This is a genomic window from Roseovarius sp. CH_XMU1461, assembly GCF_037027165.1.
Lineage (GTDB): Bacteria > Pseudomonadota > Alphaproteobacteria > Rhodobacterales > Rhodobacteraceae > Roseovarius > Roseovarius nubinhibens.
The window spans coordinates 273,304-288,896 of sequence record NZ_JAYMDV010000003.1 but is presented as its reverse complement, the minus strand read 5'-3'; the positions used below and the strand labels follow the sequence as shown (position 1 = coordinate 288,896).

At 63.2% G+C, this 15,593-nt stretch carries 16 protein-coding genes; 3 read left to right on the top strand and 13 right to left on the bottom strand.

What is annotated here, in order from left to right:
• Positions 1-264 precede the first annotated feature (264 nt).
• Positions 265-1,065 (top strand): hypothetical protein, encoded by an 801-nt coding sequence (locus tag WA237_RS10625; protein WP_336097663.1) that lies wholly within the window; start codon positions 265-267, stop codon positions 1,063-1,065.
• Between the two features lie 113 nt (positions 1,066-1,178).
• Here the strand turns inward: WA237_RS10625 and WA237_RS10620 are convergent, their stop codons facing one another.
• From WA237_RS10620 to WA237_RS10580, 9 genes are all read right to left on the bottom strand, one after another.
• Positions 1,179-2,528 (bottom strand): hypothetical protein, encoded by a 1,350-nt coding sequence (locus WA237_RS10620; protein ID WP_336097662.1) that lies wholly within the window; start codon positions 2,526-2,528, stop codon positions 1,179-1,181.
• Between the two features lie 116 nt (positions 2,529-2,644).
• A complete protein-coding gene (mmsB, locus tag WA237_RS10615; RefSeq protein WP_336097661.1) occupies positions 2,645-3,517 on the bottom strand; it encodes a 3-hydroxyisobutyrate dehydrogenase in 873 nt (290 codons plus the stop codon).
• Entirely contained in the window at positions 3,514-4,566 is a 1,053-nt protein-coding gene (locus tag WA237_RS10610; RefSeq protein WP_336097660.1) for an enoyl-CoA hydratase/isomerase family protein, read from the bottom strand. The genes mmsB and WA237_RS10610 overlap by 4 nt, the downstream gene beginning before the upstream one ends.
• Positions 4,563-5,705 (bottom strand): acyl-CoA dehydrogenase family protein, encoded by a 1,143-nt coding sequence (locus WA237_RS10605; protein WP_336097659.1) that lies wholly within the window; start codon positions 5,703-5,705, stop codon positions 4,563-4,565. The genes WA237_RS10610 and WA237_RS10605 overlap by 4 nt, the downstream gene beginning before the upstream one ends.
• A gap of 209 nt (positions 5,706-5,914) precedes the next feature.
• A complete protein-coding gene (locus WA237_RS10600) occupies positions 5,915-7,048 on the bottom strand; it encodes a carboxylate-amine ligase (RefSeq protein WP_336097658.1) in 1,134 nt (377 codons plus the stop codon).
• Between the two features lie 68 nt (positions 7,049-7,116).
• On the bottom strand, positions 7,117-7,482 hold the full coding sequence (locus tag WA237_RS10595; protein WP_336097657.1) for a hypothetical protein: 366 nt from the start codon (positions 7,480-7,482) through the stop codon (positions 7,117-7,119).
• A 138-nt stretch (positions 7,483-7,620) separates the two neighbouring features.
• Positions 7,621-8,112: a pantetheine-phosphate adenylyltransferase gene (gene coaD / locus WA237_RS10590; RefSeq protein ID WP_009814189.1), complete on the bottom strand. Its 492-nt coding sequence runs from the start codon at positions 8,110-8,112 to the stop codon at positions 7,621-7,623.
• Between the two features lie 136 nt (positions 8,113-8,248).
• Positions 8,249-8,683, bottom strand: a complete 435-nt coding sequence (locus WA237_RS10585; RefSeq protein ID WP_009814190.1) for a CBS domain-containing protein — start codon at positions 8,681-8,683, stop codon at positions 8,249-8,251.
• Positions 8,684-8,743: 60 nt separating this feature from the next.
• Positions 8,744-9,649, bottom strand: a complete 906-nt coding sequence (locus tag WA237_RS10580; protein ID WP_336097655.1) for a LysR family transcriptional regulator — start codon at positions 9,647-9,649, stop codon at positions 8,744-8,746.
• Between the two features lie 117 nt (positions 9,650-9,766).
• Here WA237_RS10580 and WA237_RS10575 point away from each other — a divergent pair, with 117 nt between their 5' ends.
• Complete coding sequence (locus WA237_RS10575) at positions 9,767-11,266, top strand: CoA-acylating methylmalonate-semialdehyde dehydrogenase (protein ID WP_216014905.1); 1,500 nt, start codon at positions 9,767-9,769, stop codon at positions 11,264-11,266.
• A gap of 205 nt (positions 11,267-11,471) precedes the next feature.
• Positions 11,472-12,773 (top strand): peptidoglycan-binding domain-containing protein, encoded by a 1,302-nt coding sequence (locus tag WA237_RS10570; RefSeq protein WP_336097654.1) that lies wholly within the window; start codon positions 11,472-11,474, stop codon positions 12,771-12,773.
• 15 nt (positions 12,774-12,788) lie between these two features.
• Here the strand turns inward: WA237_RS10570 and WA237_RS10565 are convergent, their stop codons facing one another.
• The 4 genes from WA237_RS10565 to pcaG form a co-directional block, all read right to left on the bottom strand.
• A complete protein-coding gene (locus WA237_RS10565) occupies positions 12,789-12,932 on the bottom strand; it encodes a hypothetical protein (protein ID WP_009814194.1) in 144 nt (47 codons plus the stop codon).
• 74 nt (positions 12,933-13,006) lie between these two features.
• Positions 13,007-14,008: a type I glyceraldehyde-3-phosphate dehydrogenase gene (gene gap / locus WA237_RS10560; protein ID WP_286910935.1), complete on the bottom strand. Its 1,002-nt coding sequence runs from the start codon at positions 14,006-14,008 to the stop codon at positions 13,007-13,009.
• 117 nt (positions 14,009-14,125) lie between these two features.
• Entirely contained in the window at positions 14,126-14,956 is an 831-nt protein-coding gene (locus tag WA237_RS10555; RefSeq protein WP_216014907.1) for a 3-keto-5-aminohexanoate cleavage protein, read from the bottom strand.
• Between the two features lie 15 nt (positions 14,957-14,971).
• The gene (gene pcaG / locus WA237_RS10550; protein WP_336097652.1) at positions 14,972-15,592 is read right to left on the bottom strand and encodes a protocatechuate 3,4-dioxygenase subunit alpha; all 621 of its coding nucleotides are present in this window, start codon (positions 15,590-15,592) and stop codon (positions 14,972-14,974) included.
• Between the last annotated feature and the right edge of the window lies 1 nt (position 15,593).

Sequence of the window (15,593 nt, the reverse complement as noted above, 5' to 3'; positions counted from 1 at the left end):
CTGGTGCTTTGCCCTTTCTCATACTTTGAATTGAGAAGGGCAAAGCCATCCATTGGTGGAAATCTACCCTCCTTCCAAGACACGCAAATCGGCCTTGACAGGGACGCCCATAGCTCGCATTTTTTCTGGAGGCTAACCTCCTGAGCTCTTGCTGACTCAAAGCGTTGTTCTCTTGAATTATGATTTTCGCGACTTCGAAGTCTTTTTGAATGCGCATCTCGTCAAACAGCAAGGGGAAGTGCGTATCTCAGGAAGGGCTTTGTAATGCTCACCATCTATCTTTCCGAACTTCAGATCAAATCTGTAAAGAGCGATCTCCTGCATCACAACAGGAGGCACAAACTGGTCACGTCGGCGCATCTCAGCGAAGCACTTGCCTTTGCATTTGGCTTCAAGGCCAACGCTTCACTTATTGACCACCTTAACACTATAAAGAGTGTGCCATATGTGGAGTTCTGCGCCGAGCGGTTCTGGAGGCGTCTCTCAGAGCTTTCTAGCACCTCGACTGCGAAGCTACGAAATTCCCTCCAAGTGGATTTGACTGGCAGTGTCGCACGGGCAATCGGTTTTCGGGACCTCCGAGACAGGATCAGCTTACCAGAAGAGCTGGAATCGCAATTAACCAGATTCTTCAAGCTCATGGCCGATCACGGGGCGGCAGCCTTTACGTTGGAAGGCGCGCGTTTTGCGCCCAATGTGGTGGGCTATGGCGGCTTCTACCGCCCGGGTACCCACGCCATGCGGCCAGCATTTGTGCCGGTCAAGCCTGCTCTCTACTTTGAGTGGAGCGAGCGCAGTTGGAGTGCCCTAGAGGCAGATGCCTTTCTTGAGGATCACAACATTTCAGGGCGTGATCTTTTGGATTGGGCTGGAGCCGCATGCGAGTTAATGGAGCGCTCACTTCACTTGAAGGATGTCGTATTCGATGCCGCCCTCGGGCTGGTCGTTCATCATAAAGAGATATCGGATTGCACCGCGTCTATCGTTTTTCAACGGAAGGGTCAGCTCGGGGATGTCCGGGTGGCAGATGCACGCCAGAAGGCCGAGAATTTCGAGATCGTTTAACGTGGCACGTCCAAGGAAGGGGGCTTTACTCTACGAACCGGGAGAGTTCTTTCTACATTGGGCAAAAGGGGCGGCACCGGGCCGCCCCTTTCGAATTGTGGGATCGCGGTGGATTACAGCGCGGCGCGGGCGATGCGCAGGAGTTGCAGCATCTCATAGGCGCTGTCTTCGACCATCAGCACCTCGCCATTGACCACGGCGTAGTTATAGCCCTCGGCCAGTTCCGGCAGCGCGTAGGTCTGCACCAGTTCGGCCTGGGTCAGGGCGGCGGCGGGCGAGACATAGGTCGTGTCCTTGAGCTCGACCGTATGGGCCAGCTCGTTCACCTCGATCAGCGCCAGATAGTCGGCGTCGGTCAGGAGCACCGGCAGACCGTCGATCAGCGCGTATTTCTGACCTTCGGGGGCCGGGTCGAGATCGTAGATCGTGGCGATCCGATCCGAGCTCAGCAGCAGGTCGATCTCGGCATCGGTGGCGACGGCGACATCGCCGGTGCTGGCACTGGCATCGCTGTCGACCGCGACAAAGGCGGTGCGGCGCTCTTCGAGCAGATCTTCGAGCCGGTCGCTGTCATAGCTCACCCATTCCTCATAGGTGACGCCCTGTTTGGCGAGCCCCGGCGGCACGCAGGCCGGTGTCTTGTTCATCAGGCCCGGCGGGCAGTTGCGATAGGTGATGATCTCGGCCACATCGGCGTTTTCGATGGTCACCGGCTCGGTCATGAGCTGTAGCGACGTGCGTTCGATCACTTCGACCATGTTGCGATCCTGCGGCGCCTTGGCATCCATCAGGGCCTGCACGAGTTTCTCGCGCTCTTCGGCCGAACGTTCGATATCGGCCTTGAACATCGCCATATGGCGTTCGCGGGCCGCGTCATCGGTTTCTTTCAGAGCCTTTTCGAGATCCTTCTCGAGCTCTTTCTCGACCTTCTTCAGGTCTTTATCGAGGGATTTCTCAGCCTTTTCAGCGGCTTTGGCCTCTTGCTCGGCACGTTTTTCAGCGTGTTTCGCGGCCTTTTCAGTGGCTTTCTCGACCTTGTCGTCGAGCTTTTCGGCGCGTTTTTCAGCCTTGTCGGCGGATTTCTCTGCGGCTTTCTCGGCGCGGTCCTCGGCCTTGTCTGCGGCTTTGTCGAGCTCTTTCTCGGCCTTATCCAGCGACTTGTCTGCCTGTTTCTCGGCTTTGTCGGCGGCCTTGTCGGCGCGTTTCTCAGCCTTGTCTGCCGCCTTGTCCGAGGCTTTGTCTGCCTGTTTCTCGGCTTTCTCAGCGGCTTTTTCGGCGTCTTTGGCGGCCTTTTCAGCGGCTTTTTCGACCTCTTTGATCTCGTCCTTGACGCGGATCACCTGGGCGCTGTCAAACCCGGTGGTCAGGGCCTCGACGGAGGTGGCCGTGGGGCTGCCTGTGGCCAATGCGCCGGTGGCCGCACCTGCGGCGATGAGGGTGATGGCTGTTAGGGGATGTTTCATGGGATCTCCTCTCCTTTGGCTTTCACCCCGAATATCGGGATGGGGCTCGTGAGCCTCTGGGGGGTCCAACGTGACCCCCCGTGCCGTTGTTCCAAGAGAAAAGAGCCGGTCGGCGATCAGCCGCGTTTGCGCGCCTCGAACCGGGGCAGCATGGCCGAGAAATCGCGCCCCAGACCGTCTTCGCCTTCGACGAATTGGGCATAGAGATCGCGCGCCGCCTGACCCATGGGCGTGTCGGCGTCGGCCTCTTCGGCGGCCTGCTGGGCGAGGCGGAGATCCTTGAGCATCAGCTCGGCGGCGAAACCGGGTTTATAGCCATTGTCGGCAGGGCTTTGCGGGCCGACGCCGGGGGCGGGGCAATAGGCGTTCATCGACCAGCTATAGCCCGAGGAGGTCGACACCACGTCGAACATTGCTTGCCGGTCGAGACCGAGCTTGTCGGCCAGCGCGAAAGCCTCGCAGGTGGCGATCATAGTGACGCCGAGGATCATGTTGTTGCAGATCTTGGCGGCCTGACCATTGCCCGAGGGGCCGCAATGCACGGCCTTCTGGCCCATGATGTCAAAGAGCGGTTTAGCCGTGGCAAAGCCCGCGTCATCGCCGCCGACCATAAAGGTCAGCGTACCGCCCGAAGCGCCGCCGATGCCGCCCGAGACGGGCGCGTCGAGCGCCGAGAGACCGGCCTTTTGCGCGTCTTCGGCCACGGCGCGGGCGCTGGCCACATCGACGGTGGAACAGTCGAGAAACACCGCGCCCTTGGACATGGCGGGGATGATTTCGGCGGCGACCTTGCGCAGGATGTCGCCATTGGGCAGCATGGTGATCACCACCTCGGCCCCGGTCGCGGCCTCGGCCCCGCTGGCGGCGAGCGTGACGCCCTCGATCTCGACATTGGCCATGTCAAAGCCGGTCACCTCATGGCCTGCCTTGGCCAGGTTGGCGGCCATCGGCCCGCCCATATTGCCCAAACCGATAAATCCGATCTTCATGACATGTCACCTTTCGTGTCAAATGTGAGCTTGTCCGCACCGAGCGGCAAAAGCATCTGTGTGGCGGCCATCTGGGGCGGCGCGTCGAGGGAATGCTGCCAGTTGGGGCTGCGGTCCTTGTCGATCACGGCGGCGCGGATGCCTTCGAGAAAATCGCTCTTGTCCTGCGCGCGATGGGTAAAGCGGTATTCCAGCTCGAGCGCGCGGCGGATGTCGGCGGCGGGGCCACGCAGCCGGTGGATCATTTCCACCGTGGCGGCCATGGAGAGCGGCGAATTGCGGGCGAGCGACTTGAGCGTGTCGGCGGCGAAATCGCCGAGATCAGCCCGCAGGGCGTTGAGAATGTCGAGCAGCGTTTCGCCCGAGAAAAACCCATCAATCGCAGGCTGTTGCGCGGCAAGTGGTGCCTCGGGGGCGGGCAGGGCGGCTGCGAGAAGCGGCGCGGTGTCGCCGCTTTGGCAAAGCGCGTCGATGAGCGCGGGCCAATTGGCTTCGGGGATGTAGTGATCGGCAAAGCCCGCGAAGAGCGCGTCGCCCGGTCCCATGCGGGCCCCGGTGCAGCCGAGATATTCGCCAAGCCGTCCCGGCGCGCGGGCCAGCAGCAGCGAGCCGCCCACGTCGGGGACGAGGCCAATGCCGCATTCGGGCATGGCGATGCGCGAGCTGTCGCCCACCACGCGATGCGAGCCGTGGCAGGAGATGCCGACGCCGCCGCCCATGGTGAACCCTTGCATGAAGGCGATGTAAGGCTTTGGATATTCGGCGATTTTCGCGTTGAGACGGTATTCGTCGCGCCAGAAATTCTGGCCGTAAGCCACGTCGCCGGCGCGGCCACGGCTGTAGAGTTCCTGGATGTCGCCGCCGGCGCAGAAGGCCTTGTCGCCCTCGGCGTCGATGATCACCAGCGCCACGCTGTCGTCCTCGGCCCAGGCGTCGAGCGCGTCTTCGATGGCGAGACACATCTCGTAGCTCAGCGCGTTGAGCGCCTTGGGCCGGGTCAGGGTGATGCGCCCGGCGCGGCCTTCGATGCGGATGGAGAGATCGCTCATCGTTCGGCCAGAAGGTTGCGGGCGACGATCAAGCGCATGATTTCATTGGTGCCTTCGAGGATTTCATGGACCCGCAGATCGCGCACAAGCTTCTCGATCCCGTAGTCGGCGAGATAGCCGTAGCCGCCATGCAATTGCAGGCATTGGTTGACGATATGCGAGCCGGTTTCGGTCACGAATTTCTTGGCCATGGCGCAGTATTTCGTGGCGTCGGGGGCGCCGGTGTCGAGCTTCCACGCGGCGTGGCGGAGGAAGGTGCGGGCGGCTTGCAATTCGATCTCGAGATCGGCGAGGCGGAACTGCAGGGCTTGGAATTGGTCGATGGATTTGCCGAAGGCGCGGCGTTGGGACATATATTGCAGCGTCAGGTTCATCGCGGTTTGCGCGGCCCCCAGAGAACAGGCCGAGATGTTCAGGCGGCCGCCGTCAAGTCCTTGCATCGCATAGGAAAATCCGCGCCCCTCCTCGCCTACGAGATTGCCTGCGGGGACGGTGCAATCGTCGAATTGGACCTGCGCCGTGGGTTGGCTGCGCCAGCCCATCTTGTCCTCGAGAGCGCCGAAGGAGAGGCCGGGGGTGCCGTCTTCGACGAGCAGCGTGGAGATGCCTTTCGGGCTGTCATCGCCGGTGCGGCACATGACGACATAGGCGTCGGAATAGCCGCCGCCGGAGATGAAGGCCTTGGTGCCGTTGAGCCGGTAGCCCTGATCGGTCTTTTCGGCGCGGGTCTTGAGGGCGGCGGCGTCGGAGCCGGAACCGGGTTCGGTCAGGCAGTAGGAGAGCACTTTCTCCATCGCCAGCACCTCGGGCATGACCCGCGATTTGAGGGCGTCGCTGCCGAAGGTGTCGATCATCTTGGCGCACATGTTGTGGATCGAGAGAAACGCGGCGACAGAGGGGCAAGCCATTGACAAGGCTTCGAAAACCAGCGTCGCATCGAGGCGCGACAGGCCCGAGCCGCCGCTCTCTTCGCTGACATAGAGACCGCCAAAACCGAGCTCGCCGATCTGCGGCCAGAGCTCTTTGGGGATGGTGCCTTGGGCCTCCCAGTCGCGGGCGTGGGGCGCGATATTGTCCTGCGCAAACGCCTGCGCCATATCGAAGATGGCGGTCTGTTCTTCTGTCAGTGCGAAATCCATGGCAGCCCCTCCCAAGGCGGTGCGATTTGAATTGAACGCGTGTTTAATTACAAAAATTTGCAGAACTATTGCAAGCGCCCTCGGCGGCGGTGGGTCGGTGAAAACGTCACATCGGTATCACGTCGGTAAAACGACGGTAACACGACAGTGCAGGAAACAATGGGTCGGCGCGGTCTCAGGGCGGCCCAAAGACCGCCCTAAATCCCCCGTCAAAGGTCTTCGTGGAACTCGTTGATCAGATGCTGCACCACGGCGTTGAGCGCCATGTCGTGATCGCCGGTCCGCTCATGCGCCTCGGCATAGGCGGCGCGCTGGCGGCCCGAGCTGCCCCCCGAGGCGGCCATGTCACGGGCGACGGCCACTTCGCGCAGCGAGTTGAAATGGCCCGCGTCGGCGGCGATGAGTTCGAGGATCTCGTCGACGAGGATCGGGAAATCGACGATCTCGCCCCGGCCGAAGTCGATGAGCCCGCGTTCGGGGCCATAGCGCTGCGCCCGCCAGCGGTTCTCCGACAGCAGGAACGTGTCATAGATGCGCCAGCGCTGATTATGGGTGGCGAGCCGCCAGAGCATCCGGCTCAGCGCCTGGGTGAGGGCGGCGAGGGTGAGCGCATGTTCCATCCGGGGCTGTACGTCGCAGATGCGCGATTCGAGCGTCGGGAATTTCGACGAGGGGCGCAGATCCCACCAGATTTTCGAACTGTCCTCGATCACCCCGAGATCGACGAGGGTCGAGACCGAGCGCTCAAATTCCGAAAAGCTCTCCATCCTTGGCGGCAGGCCGGTGCGCGGCAGGTTGTCGAAGACCGAAAGCCGGTAGCAGGCGAGCCCGGTGTCCTGTCCCTGCCAGAAGGGCGAGGAACAGCTCAGCGCCAGAAGATGCGGCAGGAAATAGCTCAGCTGGTTCATCAGGTCGGTGCGCCGGTCGGGATCGTTGATGCCGACATGGACATGCATGCCGCAGATCAGCATCCGCCGCACCACCGCCGCCAGATCGGTCTTGAGCGTGTTGTAGCGGTCGCGGTCGGTGTTCTTTTGATCGCGCCAGTCCGAGAACGGATGGCAGGAGGCGGCGATCGGCGCGAGATTGTGCTTGGCCGCCTGCCGGGCGACGCAGGCGCGCAGGTGGCGCAGATCGTCGCGGGCCTCGGCCACAGTGGCGCAGACCTTGGTGCCGATCTCGATCTGGCAATTCATGAATTCCGGGCTGACCTGGTCCTGCAGCTCGACCTGACAGGCCTCGAAGAGCTCTGGCGGGCCTTCGGCCAGGGCAAAGCTATCGAGATCGACGAGAAGATATTCTTCTTCGATGCCGATGGTGAAATCGGGTTCAGCTATGGCCATTACACACCTCACACGTCAGTTTTCTTAAGAAATAGCGTGATGGCGGCTTTGCCAAGAAAATTCGTACCTCAGCCGCGATGGCGGATCACCACCACGCCAAAGAGGACCATGGCAGCCAGGGTGATGAACGAGCCGAGAATGGCCAGCCCGTGATGGCCGCCGGCGATCGTATAGGCGGTGCCCGCGACCATGGTCACCACCCCGATCAGCGACAGCCAGTAATGCGCCCGGCAGTAGAAGCCCAAGGCGCTCTCGGGGACGCAATGGTAGAAGAGGCCGAAGATCAGGAAGAGCACCCCGCCCACCAGATTGAGATGGGCGTGAGAGGGCATCTGGCTATGGTCGCCGATCATGCCCATCTGGATGCCCCAGAGCATGCCGAAGAGCAAAAATCCGATTCCGGTGAGTAGAAAACGCAATGCGATACGCGACATGGCCTGTCCCCCCAAAGACGCGAACATTCGAGATGCCCCGACCGGGGGCGGTTGCGACACATCACAATCACCACTTGCCAAGGCGCAGCCTAGCAGGTTTTGGCCCAAAAAGGGAGAAATTTGTGCGTTTGGGGCGGGTTAGCCGAGTTTCTCGCGCAGCGCCGCATTGACCGGGGGGGTCACGAATTTGCGCACATCGCCGCCGAGCCGGGCGATTTCCTTGACCAGTTTCGAGGCGATGGCCTGATGGCCCGCGTCGGCCATGAGAAACACCGTCTCGACACTGTCATCGAGGGCGCGGTTCATGCCGACCATCTGAAACTCATATTCGAAATCGGCCACCGCGCGCAGGCCGCGCACGATGACCTGCGCCCCGACATCCTTGGCGCAATCGATGAGCAGGTTCTCGAACGGGTGGACGATGATTTCGGCGCCGGTCTGTTCGCTCAGCTTGGCGCATTCGCGTTCGATCATGTCGACCCGTTCCTCGAGGGTGAAGAGCGGCCCCTTGTCGCGGTTGATGGCCACGCCGATGACCAGCCGGTCGACCATGACCGCCGCGCGGCGGATGATGTCGATATGGCCCAGAGTGATCGGGTCGAAGGTTCCGGGGTATAATCCGATGCGCATGGGCGGGCTCCGTCGTTCAAACGCGGCTACGCAACACGGTTGCGCGTGGATTTGCAAGGGGTTGCGTGGTTCTACGCAAGATCGAGTAGGGGGCCGGGTGTCGGGCCGGGGGGCGTGATGGGGGCATGACGCGGGGCTAGTGCCCCATGATCATCCCTTGCAGCGCGTCCTTTTCCATGGCGAGTTCCGACAGGCGCGACGAGACCACATCACCGATGGTGACGATGCCGACCAATTCGCCATCTTCGACCACGGGCATGTGGCGGAAGCGGCCTTCGGTCATCCGGGTCAGCACCTGATCGGAGGTGTCGCCGCGGGCGCAGCAGACCGGGTTGCGGGTCATCATGTCGTCGATCCGGTCGCTCAGGCAGGTTGCCCCGCGCACCGCCAGCGAGCGCACGATGTCGCGTTCGGACAGGATGCCCTGGATCTGTTTGCCATCTTCGGAGACCACCAGGCCGCCGATGCGGCGTTCGGCGAGGATACGCGCGGCGTCCGAGACCAACGTGCCGGGTTTGATGGTGATGACCTTGTCATCGCCCTTGGCCTTGAGGATCTGTTGCACGAGCATCGCGGAAACTCCTTTTGTGACAGGCGTGTAAACCAGCGTCCCGCAAAAGGGGCCGACCTGTCAAGTCAGCGCTTCGAGCCGGGCCACTTCGCGGCGCATCCCGTCGGAGAGCGCGGCGGCAAAGCGGTTGAGCCGATCGGTGCGCAGATTGTCGCGGTGACGGATGAGATAGAAGCTCCGCGTCAGGCTCACCTCCTCGGTCAGGATCTTGGTCAGACCGTCGGTGAAGGGGATGGCGAAATCATGCATGATGCCGAGGCCCGCGCCCTGCCGGATCCAGTTGATTTGCACCGAGACCGAGTTGCTGGCGAGCTGCACCGTGTCGAGGCCGGTGGCGCTCAGGTAATCGAGTTCGCGGTCGAAGATCATGTCCTGGATATAGCCGATGACGCGGTGGTGTCGCAGGTCGCTCAGCCGGGTGATCGGCGGGTGCCGGTCGAGATAGCTCTGGGCGGCGGCGAGGTGCAGTTTGTAATCGCTGATCTTTTCCACATGGAGCCGCCCGGCGGTCGGCGCGCTGACCCCGATGGCCATGTCCGCCTCGCGTTTCGACAGGTTCACGATGCGCGGCAGGGCGACGATCTGGACCTCGAGATCGGGGTGTTTTTCGACAATGGCGGCGCAGACCTGGGGCAGCAGGAAATTGGCCGAACCATCGGGCGCGCCGAGGCGGATCTGGCCGCTCAGCGGGCCTTCCTGGCCGGCGACATCCTCGAAGGCGCGCATCATCTCATCCTCGGCGCGGGCGGCGTGGGACAGGAGGCGCTGGCCCTCAAGGGTGAGCGCATAGCCCTGCGGCGACTTGGCAAAGAGCGGCGCGCCGAGGTCGAGCTCGAGCCGCGCGATGCGGCGGCCGACGGTGGCGGGATCCATCTTGAGCACCCGGCCCGCGCCCGAGAGCGACTCGGCCCGGGCCACGGCGAGAAAGACGCGCAGATCGTCCCAATTGGGGGCTGTGTCGGACATGGGCGGGCTCCGGTCTGGGGGTGGGTTTTGCAAAAACGCAAAACGGCTTTTGATATATTGCCTCTTTTCCCGTCAAAAATGCAACGCTATCTTGGCGCCGAAATCAGGAGGATTCCCATGCAAGAGCTTCACCACTTCATCGACGGCGCCCTTGTCAAAGGCAAGTCGGGCCGTTTTGACGACGTCTTCAACCCCGCCACCGGCGAGGTCCAGTACAAATGCCCGATGGCCAGCGTCGACGAGACCACCGATGCGATCGAGCGGGCCGCCAAGGCGCAGCCCGCCTGGGGCGCGACCAACCCGCAGAAACGGGCCCGCGTGATGATGAAGATGGTCGCGCTGATGAACCGCGACATGGACAAGCTCGCCGAGGCGCTGAGCCGCGAGCATGGCAAGACCATCCCCGACGCCAAGGGCGACCTGCAGCGCGGTCTCGAAGTGATCGAATATTGCGTCGGCGCGCCGCAGATGCTCAAGGGTGAGTTCACCGACAGCGCGGGCCCCGGCATCGACATGTATTCGATGCGCCAGCCGCTCGGCGTTGTGGCCTCGATCATGCCTTTCAACTTCCCCGCCATGATGCCGCTGTGGCATGTCGGCCCGGCGCTGGCTTGCGGCAATGCCGTGGTGCTCAAGCCCTCCGAGCGTGACCCCTCTGTGCCGCTCATGCTGGCCGAGCTCTTTGTCGAAGCGGGCCTGCCTGCTGGCTGTTTCCAGGTCGTCAATGGCGACAAGGAAGCGGTCGACACGCTGCTCGACAGCGAGATCATTCAGGGCGTGTCCTTTGTCGGCTCGACCCCGATCGCGCAATATATCTACAGCCGCGCCACGGCGAATGGCAAACGCGCCCAGTGCTTTGGCGGTGCCAAGAACCACATGATCGTGATGCCCGATGCCGATATGGATCAGGCCGCGGACGCGCTGGTCGGGGCCGGGTTTGGTGCGGCGGGCGAACGCTGCATGGCGATCTCGGTGGCTGTGCCGGTGGGCGAGGAAACCGCGGACCGTCTCATCGAAAAGCTGGTGCCGCGCATCGAAAAGCTCAAGGTTGCGCCCTATACCGCAGGCGACGATGTCGACCTCGGCCCGGTGGTGACCGCCGCCGCCAAGGAGCGCATCCTCGGCCTCATCAACTCGGGCGTCGAGCAAGGGGCCGAACTGGTCGTCGACAACCGCGATTTCAAACTGCAGGGTTATGAAGACGGGTTCTTTGTCGGGCCGCATCTCTTTGACCGGGTGACCCCGGACATGGATATCTACAAGCAGGAAATCTTTGGCCCGGTCCTGTCGACCGTGCGCGCCGAGACCTATGAGGACGCGCTCAAGCTGGCCATGGACCATGAATATGGCAATGGCACCGCGATCTTTACCCGCGATGGTGACACGGCGCGCGATTTCGCCAGCCGCGTCAACATCGGCATGGTGGGCATCAACGTGCCGATCCCGGTGCCGCTCGCCTATCACACCTTTGGCGGCTGGAAGAAATCCATGTTCGGTGACCTGAACCAGCATGGTCCGGACAGCTTCAAGTTCTACACCCGCACCAAGACCGTCACCTCGCGCTGGCCCTCGGGCATCAAGGAAGGCGGCGAGTTCAACTTCAAGGCGATGGACTGATCTGCGGGTCGATCCAGCGGCCCTGAACAGGGTCTGACATCACGCGGCCCCGCCATCTGGCGGGGCCGTTTGCGTTTGGGCGGGGCGCGCATCTCGGCATTCGTAAAGAAAATATTAACCAAGCTCCGGCAGATCGGGAGGGGTCGAAACAGGAGATTTGAGAATGCGTGTTTGCAGCATGTCCGGGCGATTTGGAGCATGGAATTTGAAAACGGGGCTCACGGCGGGGGCCTTGGTGTTGGCGCTCTGGCCGCTGGGCGGCGGGGCGCAGGAGGCGCTGCCGCTCTCGGAGCTGCGGCGCGAGATCGCGGAGATTGACGCAAGCGTGGCTGAGGCCGAGGCGCAGAAGGCCAAATATGGCGCGGGGCTGATCAGCACGCTGATGGAGGCGCGGATCGAGACGCTCAAGCTCACCCGGGCGGTTCTCGAAAACCGGGTGGCGGGCGAGACGGGCGGCGCGCAGAGGGTGATCGAGTTGCCGGTGGCGCGGCCCGATCCCGAGCTCGCCGACAAGATCCTCGCCGAGATCCTTGCGCAGCAAAAGATCGTCGCGGCGGCGGAGAAGGAGGCGCAGGGCGCCAGCGGGCTTATCGGCGCGGTGGCGCAGAGCCGGGTAGAGACCGAAAAGCTGTCATTGGCGAACCTGCGGGGCAATTGGCTCGCCGCGACCTACGGCATCCTCCTGCCCATCACGCCGCCGGTGGCCGGGGAGAGCAGCGCCCAACCCGCGCCTGCCAAGACGGCAACGGCCCAAAGTGCCGCCGCCACGCCCGAGGGGACGGAAAAGGGGCCGGACTGGGCCGATGCGGCCCATCCCGAGATTGATTACAGCAAGGCGATCTTCTCTCAGCTGCATCGCGAGAAATTCACCATTCACGGCTGGTGGGGGCTCTCGCAGGATCGGGCCGCCATCGACGACAGCCCCAAGATCTTTGGCATCAACGTGTCGGAATATAAGGAGGGGCTGCAGCTCTCGACGCCCAAGCTCTATGTCTCCTGCAAGGAGGGCGAGACCAGCGTCGTCTTTGACGCCGATGATTATATTCTCAGCGATTACAATGTGAACACGGTGCCAGTGACCTATCGCATTGATGGGCAGGACGCGGTGCAGGACCGCTGGTCCAAGCTCACCAGTTCCAAGGGCGGCGGTCTCTTTGGGGCCCAGGGGCAGCGGATGATCCGGCAGCTCTATGATGCCGAAAAGCTCTTTGTCCGGCTGACCGAGAAGAACGGCAAGACCCATGACGCGACCTTTCAGCTGGCGGGCGGTCAGGCGGTGTTCGATGCGGCGGCGGCGGCTTGCGGGTTTTCGACGCTCGACCTGACGGCGGCGGATTACCGGGCGATCCAGACCATGCTCAATTCCGCGGGCTATGAGGCGGGCACGCCGGACGGGGTCTGGGGCGCGGGATCGGCACAGGCGATGCGGGCGTGGCAGGCGGAGAATGGCCTTGCGACCACGGGGGCACCGGACCGGGCGAGCCTTGCGGCGATGGGGATGAACTAGGGGGCGGTGCCGCGGTCAGCGCCAGAAGGCCAGCCATTCGATCGCGGCGCTCAGCTTGCGCAGGAGGAAGAGCGTGCCATCGCCGTGCTGATAGGTGAAATCGAGCACCAGGCCGATCACGATCAGCAGGGCGAGAAAAAAGGCAATGCGGTTCGTCATGCGGGTGGCCCGAAAAGAAAACGTCCCGCCGGGTATGCCTGACGGGACGTTTCGGTGCAAGGAGGCGGGTGGGCTTAGCCCAGCTTGCCCATCGCGACGGCCACATCGGCCATGCGGCAGGAGAAGCCCCATTCATTGTCGTACCAGCTCAGCACGCGCACGAGGCGGCCGCCGATGACCTTGGTCTGGGCCGGGGCGAAGATCGAGCTTTCTTCGGTGTGGTTGAAATCGATCGAGACCTTGGGTTCGGGATCATAGCCGAGCACGCCCTTCATCGGGCCTTCGGCGGCGGCGCGCATGGCGGCGTTGACCTCATCCTCGGTCACGTCCTTTTTGGCGACGAAAGTCAGGTCGACGGCCGAGACATTGGGGGTCGGCACGCGGATGGCCGAGCCGTCGAGCTTGCCCTTGAGGGCGGGCAGCACCTCGCCCAGCGCCTTGGCGGCACCGGTGGAGGTCGGGATCATCGACATGGCGGCGGCGCGGGCGCGGTAGAGATCCTTGTGGCGACGGTCGAGCGTCGGCTGATCGCCGGTATAGGCGTGGATCGTGGTCATGATGCCGCTCTCGATGCCGAAGGAATCGTCGAGCACCTTGGCCACCGGCGCGAGGCAGTTGGTGGTGCAGGAGCCGTTCGAGATCATCGTGTCCGAGGCTTGCAGCTCGTTGTCATTGACGCCGAAGACGATGGTGCGGTCGACATTCTTGCCGGGCGCCGAGAGGAGCACTTTCTTGGCGCCGCGCTCGAGATGTTTCTTGGCCTTTTCGCCGTCGTTGAATTTGCCGGTGCATTCCAGAACCACGTCGCAGCCGGACCAGTCGAGCTCGTCCATGTCATAGGTCGAGAACATCTGCATCGGGCCGCGGCCCAGATCCATCGTGCCATCGCCGAGGGTGATCTCGTTGGCGAAACGGCCATGCACGCTGTCATATTTGAGCAGGTGGGCGGCGGTTTCGAGCGGGCCGGTGGCGTTGACCTTGACGACCTTGATGTCGTCGCGGGTCGATTGCGCGATATGGGCGAGCGTGCAGCGGCCGATGCGGCCGAACCCGTTGATGCCGACGGTGATGGTCATGGGCGTGCTCCTGAGCTTTGTGAAACTTACCCGCGATATAGAGGGGGGGGCGCAGGGCCGAAAGGGACAAAACGCAAGGCTTTGCCCTTGTTAGCGATAAATTTCGGCCCTGTGGCCTCAGGCCGGGCGCAGGCCGAGCATCTCGCGCGCCTGGGCCGGGGTGGCGACGGGGCGGTCGTATTTGGCGCAAAGATCGGCGGCGCGGGCGATGAGCGCGGCGTTCGAGGGCGCGAGCGTGTCGCGGTCGAGCCGCACATTGTCCTCGAGCCCCGCGCGGGTGTGACCGCCCGAGGCGATGGCCCATTCGTTGATGGTGAGCTGGGCCGCGCCGATGCCTGCGGCGCACCATTCGGCGTCGGGCGCGCGGCTCTGCAGGATGTGGCGGTAGAAGTCGAACACCTCGCGGTCGACCGGCATGGCGTTTTTCACCCCCATGACGAACTGCACATAGAGCCTGCCGGTGAGCACGCCCTCGGCATGAAGGCGGATCGCCTGCAGCACATGACCGAGATCAAAGGCCTCGACCTCGGGGGTGATGTCATGGGCGCGCATTTCCGCCGCCAGCCACTCCACCAGATCGGGCGGGTTCTCATAGACGCGGGTCGGGAAATTGTTCGACCCCACCGAGAGCGAGGCCATGTCGGGGCGCAGCGGCAGCATGCCGCCACGGGTCTGCCCCGCGCCAGAGCGGCCGCCGGTGGAAAACTGGACGATCACGCCGGGGCAGTGTTTCTCCAGCCCTTCCTTGAGCCGGGCGAATTTCTCAGGATCGCTCGACGGGGTTTCGTCATCGTTGCGCACATGGGCGTGGATGATGCTGGCCCCGGCCTCAAAGGCGGCGTGGCTGCTTTCGATCTGTTCCGTGACGGTGATCGGCACGGCGGGGTTGTTGGCCTTGGTCGGCAGCGAGCCGGTGATGGCACAGCACAGGATGCAGGGTTTGGTCATGTCCGGTCCTTGGGCCTAGATGTCGAAAAACACGGTCTCATCCGCGCCTTGCAGGCGGATGTCGAACCGGTAGACGGGCGCGCCGTCGCGGATCTCGCGCCGGGCGATGAGCGTCTGGCGGCGGTTTTCCCATTCGATGAGGCCGAGGACCGGATCGGCGGCGTTGGCCTCGGCCTCATCGTCGAAATAGAGACGGGTGTTGAGCCCGATGTTGATGCCGCGCGCGACGATCCAGAGATTGAGATGCGGCGCCATGAGACGCCCGCCGCGGCCCATGACCGCGCCCGGTTTCACGGTGTCAAACCCCCATTCGCCGGTGTCGAAATCGGTGATCACCCGGCCCCAGCCGCGAAAGCCGTCTTCGGTCTCGCCGGGGTCTTCGGGATGGGCATAATGCCCGGCGGCATTGGCCTGCCAGACCTCGATCAGCACATCCTTGACCGGCGAGCCGGTGCCGTCGGTCACCAGACCTTCGACGCGGATGCGTTCGCCTGCCGCATGCGGCCCTGCGATGTCCCAGCCGAGCTCTTGCGCGTAGATGTCGAACCCGGCCGCGCCGGGGGCGAGGCCGATATGGACATAAGGCCCGGCGGTCTGCGAGGGGGTTTCCTTGAGGTAGTCGAGACGTTGCGCCATG

Bases quoted from the DNA above. Each gene is read 5' to 3' on its own strand.
- WA237_RS10625 (WP_336097663.1), top strand. From the start codon at position 265: ATGCTCACCATCTATCTTTCCGAACTTCAGATCAAATCTGTAAAGAGC.
- WA237_RS10620 (WP_336097662.1), bottom strand. From the start codon at position 2,528: ATGAAACATCCCCTAACAGCCATCACCCTCATCGCCGCAGGTGCGGCC.
- mmsB (WP_336097661.1), bottom strand. From the start codon at position 3,517: ATGAAGATCGGATTTATCGGTTTGGGCAATATGGGCGGGCCGATGGCC.
- WA237_RS10610 (WP_336097660.1), bottom strand. From the start codon at position 4,566: ATGAGCGATCTCTCCATCCGCATCGAAGGCCGCGCCGGGCGCATCACC.
- WA237_RS10605 (WP_336097659.1), bottom strand. From the start codon at position 5,705: ATGGATTTCGCACTGACAGAAGAACAGACCGCCATCTTCGATATGGCG.
- WA237_RS10600 (WP_336097658.1), bottom strand. From the start codon at position 7,048: ATGGCCATAGCTGAACCCGATTTCACCATCGGCATCGAAGAAGAATAT.
- WA237_RS10595 (WP_336097657.1), bottom strand. From the start codon at position 7,482: ATGTCGCGTATCGCATTGCGTTTTCTACTCACCGGAATCGGATTTTTG.
- coaD (WP_009814189.1), bottom strand. From the start codon at position 8,112: ATGCGCATCGGATTATACCCCGGAACCTTCGACCCGATCACTCTGGGC.
- WA237_RS10585 (WP_009814190.1), bottom strand. From the start codon at position 8,683: ATGCTCGTGCAACAGATCCTCAAGGCCAAGGGCGATGACAAGGTCATC.
- WA237_RS10580 (WP_336097655.1), bottom strand. From the start codon at position 9,649: ATGTCCGACACAGCCCCCAATTGGGACGATCTGCGCGTCTTTCTCGCC.
- WA237_RS10575 (WP_216014905.1), top strand. From the start codon at position 9,767: ATGCAAGAGCTTCACCACTTCATCGACGGCGCCCTTGTCAAAGGCAAG.
- WA237_RS10565 (WP_009814194.1), bottom strand. From the start codon at position 12,932: ATGACGAACCGCATTGCCTTTTTTCTCGCCCTGCTGATCGTGATCGGC.
- gap (WP_286910935.1), bottom strand. From the start codon at position 14,008: ATGACCATCACCGTCGGCATCAACGGGTTCGGCCGCATCGGCCGCTGC.
- WA237_RS10555 (WP_216014907.1), bottom strand. From the start codon at position 14,956: ATGACCAAACCCTGCATCCTGTGCTGTGCCATCACCGGCTCGCTGCCG.
- pcaG (WP_336097652.1), bottom strand. From the start codon at position 15,592: ATGGCGCAACGTCTCGACTACCTCAAGGAAACCCCCTCGCAGACCGCC.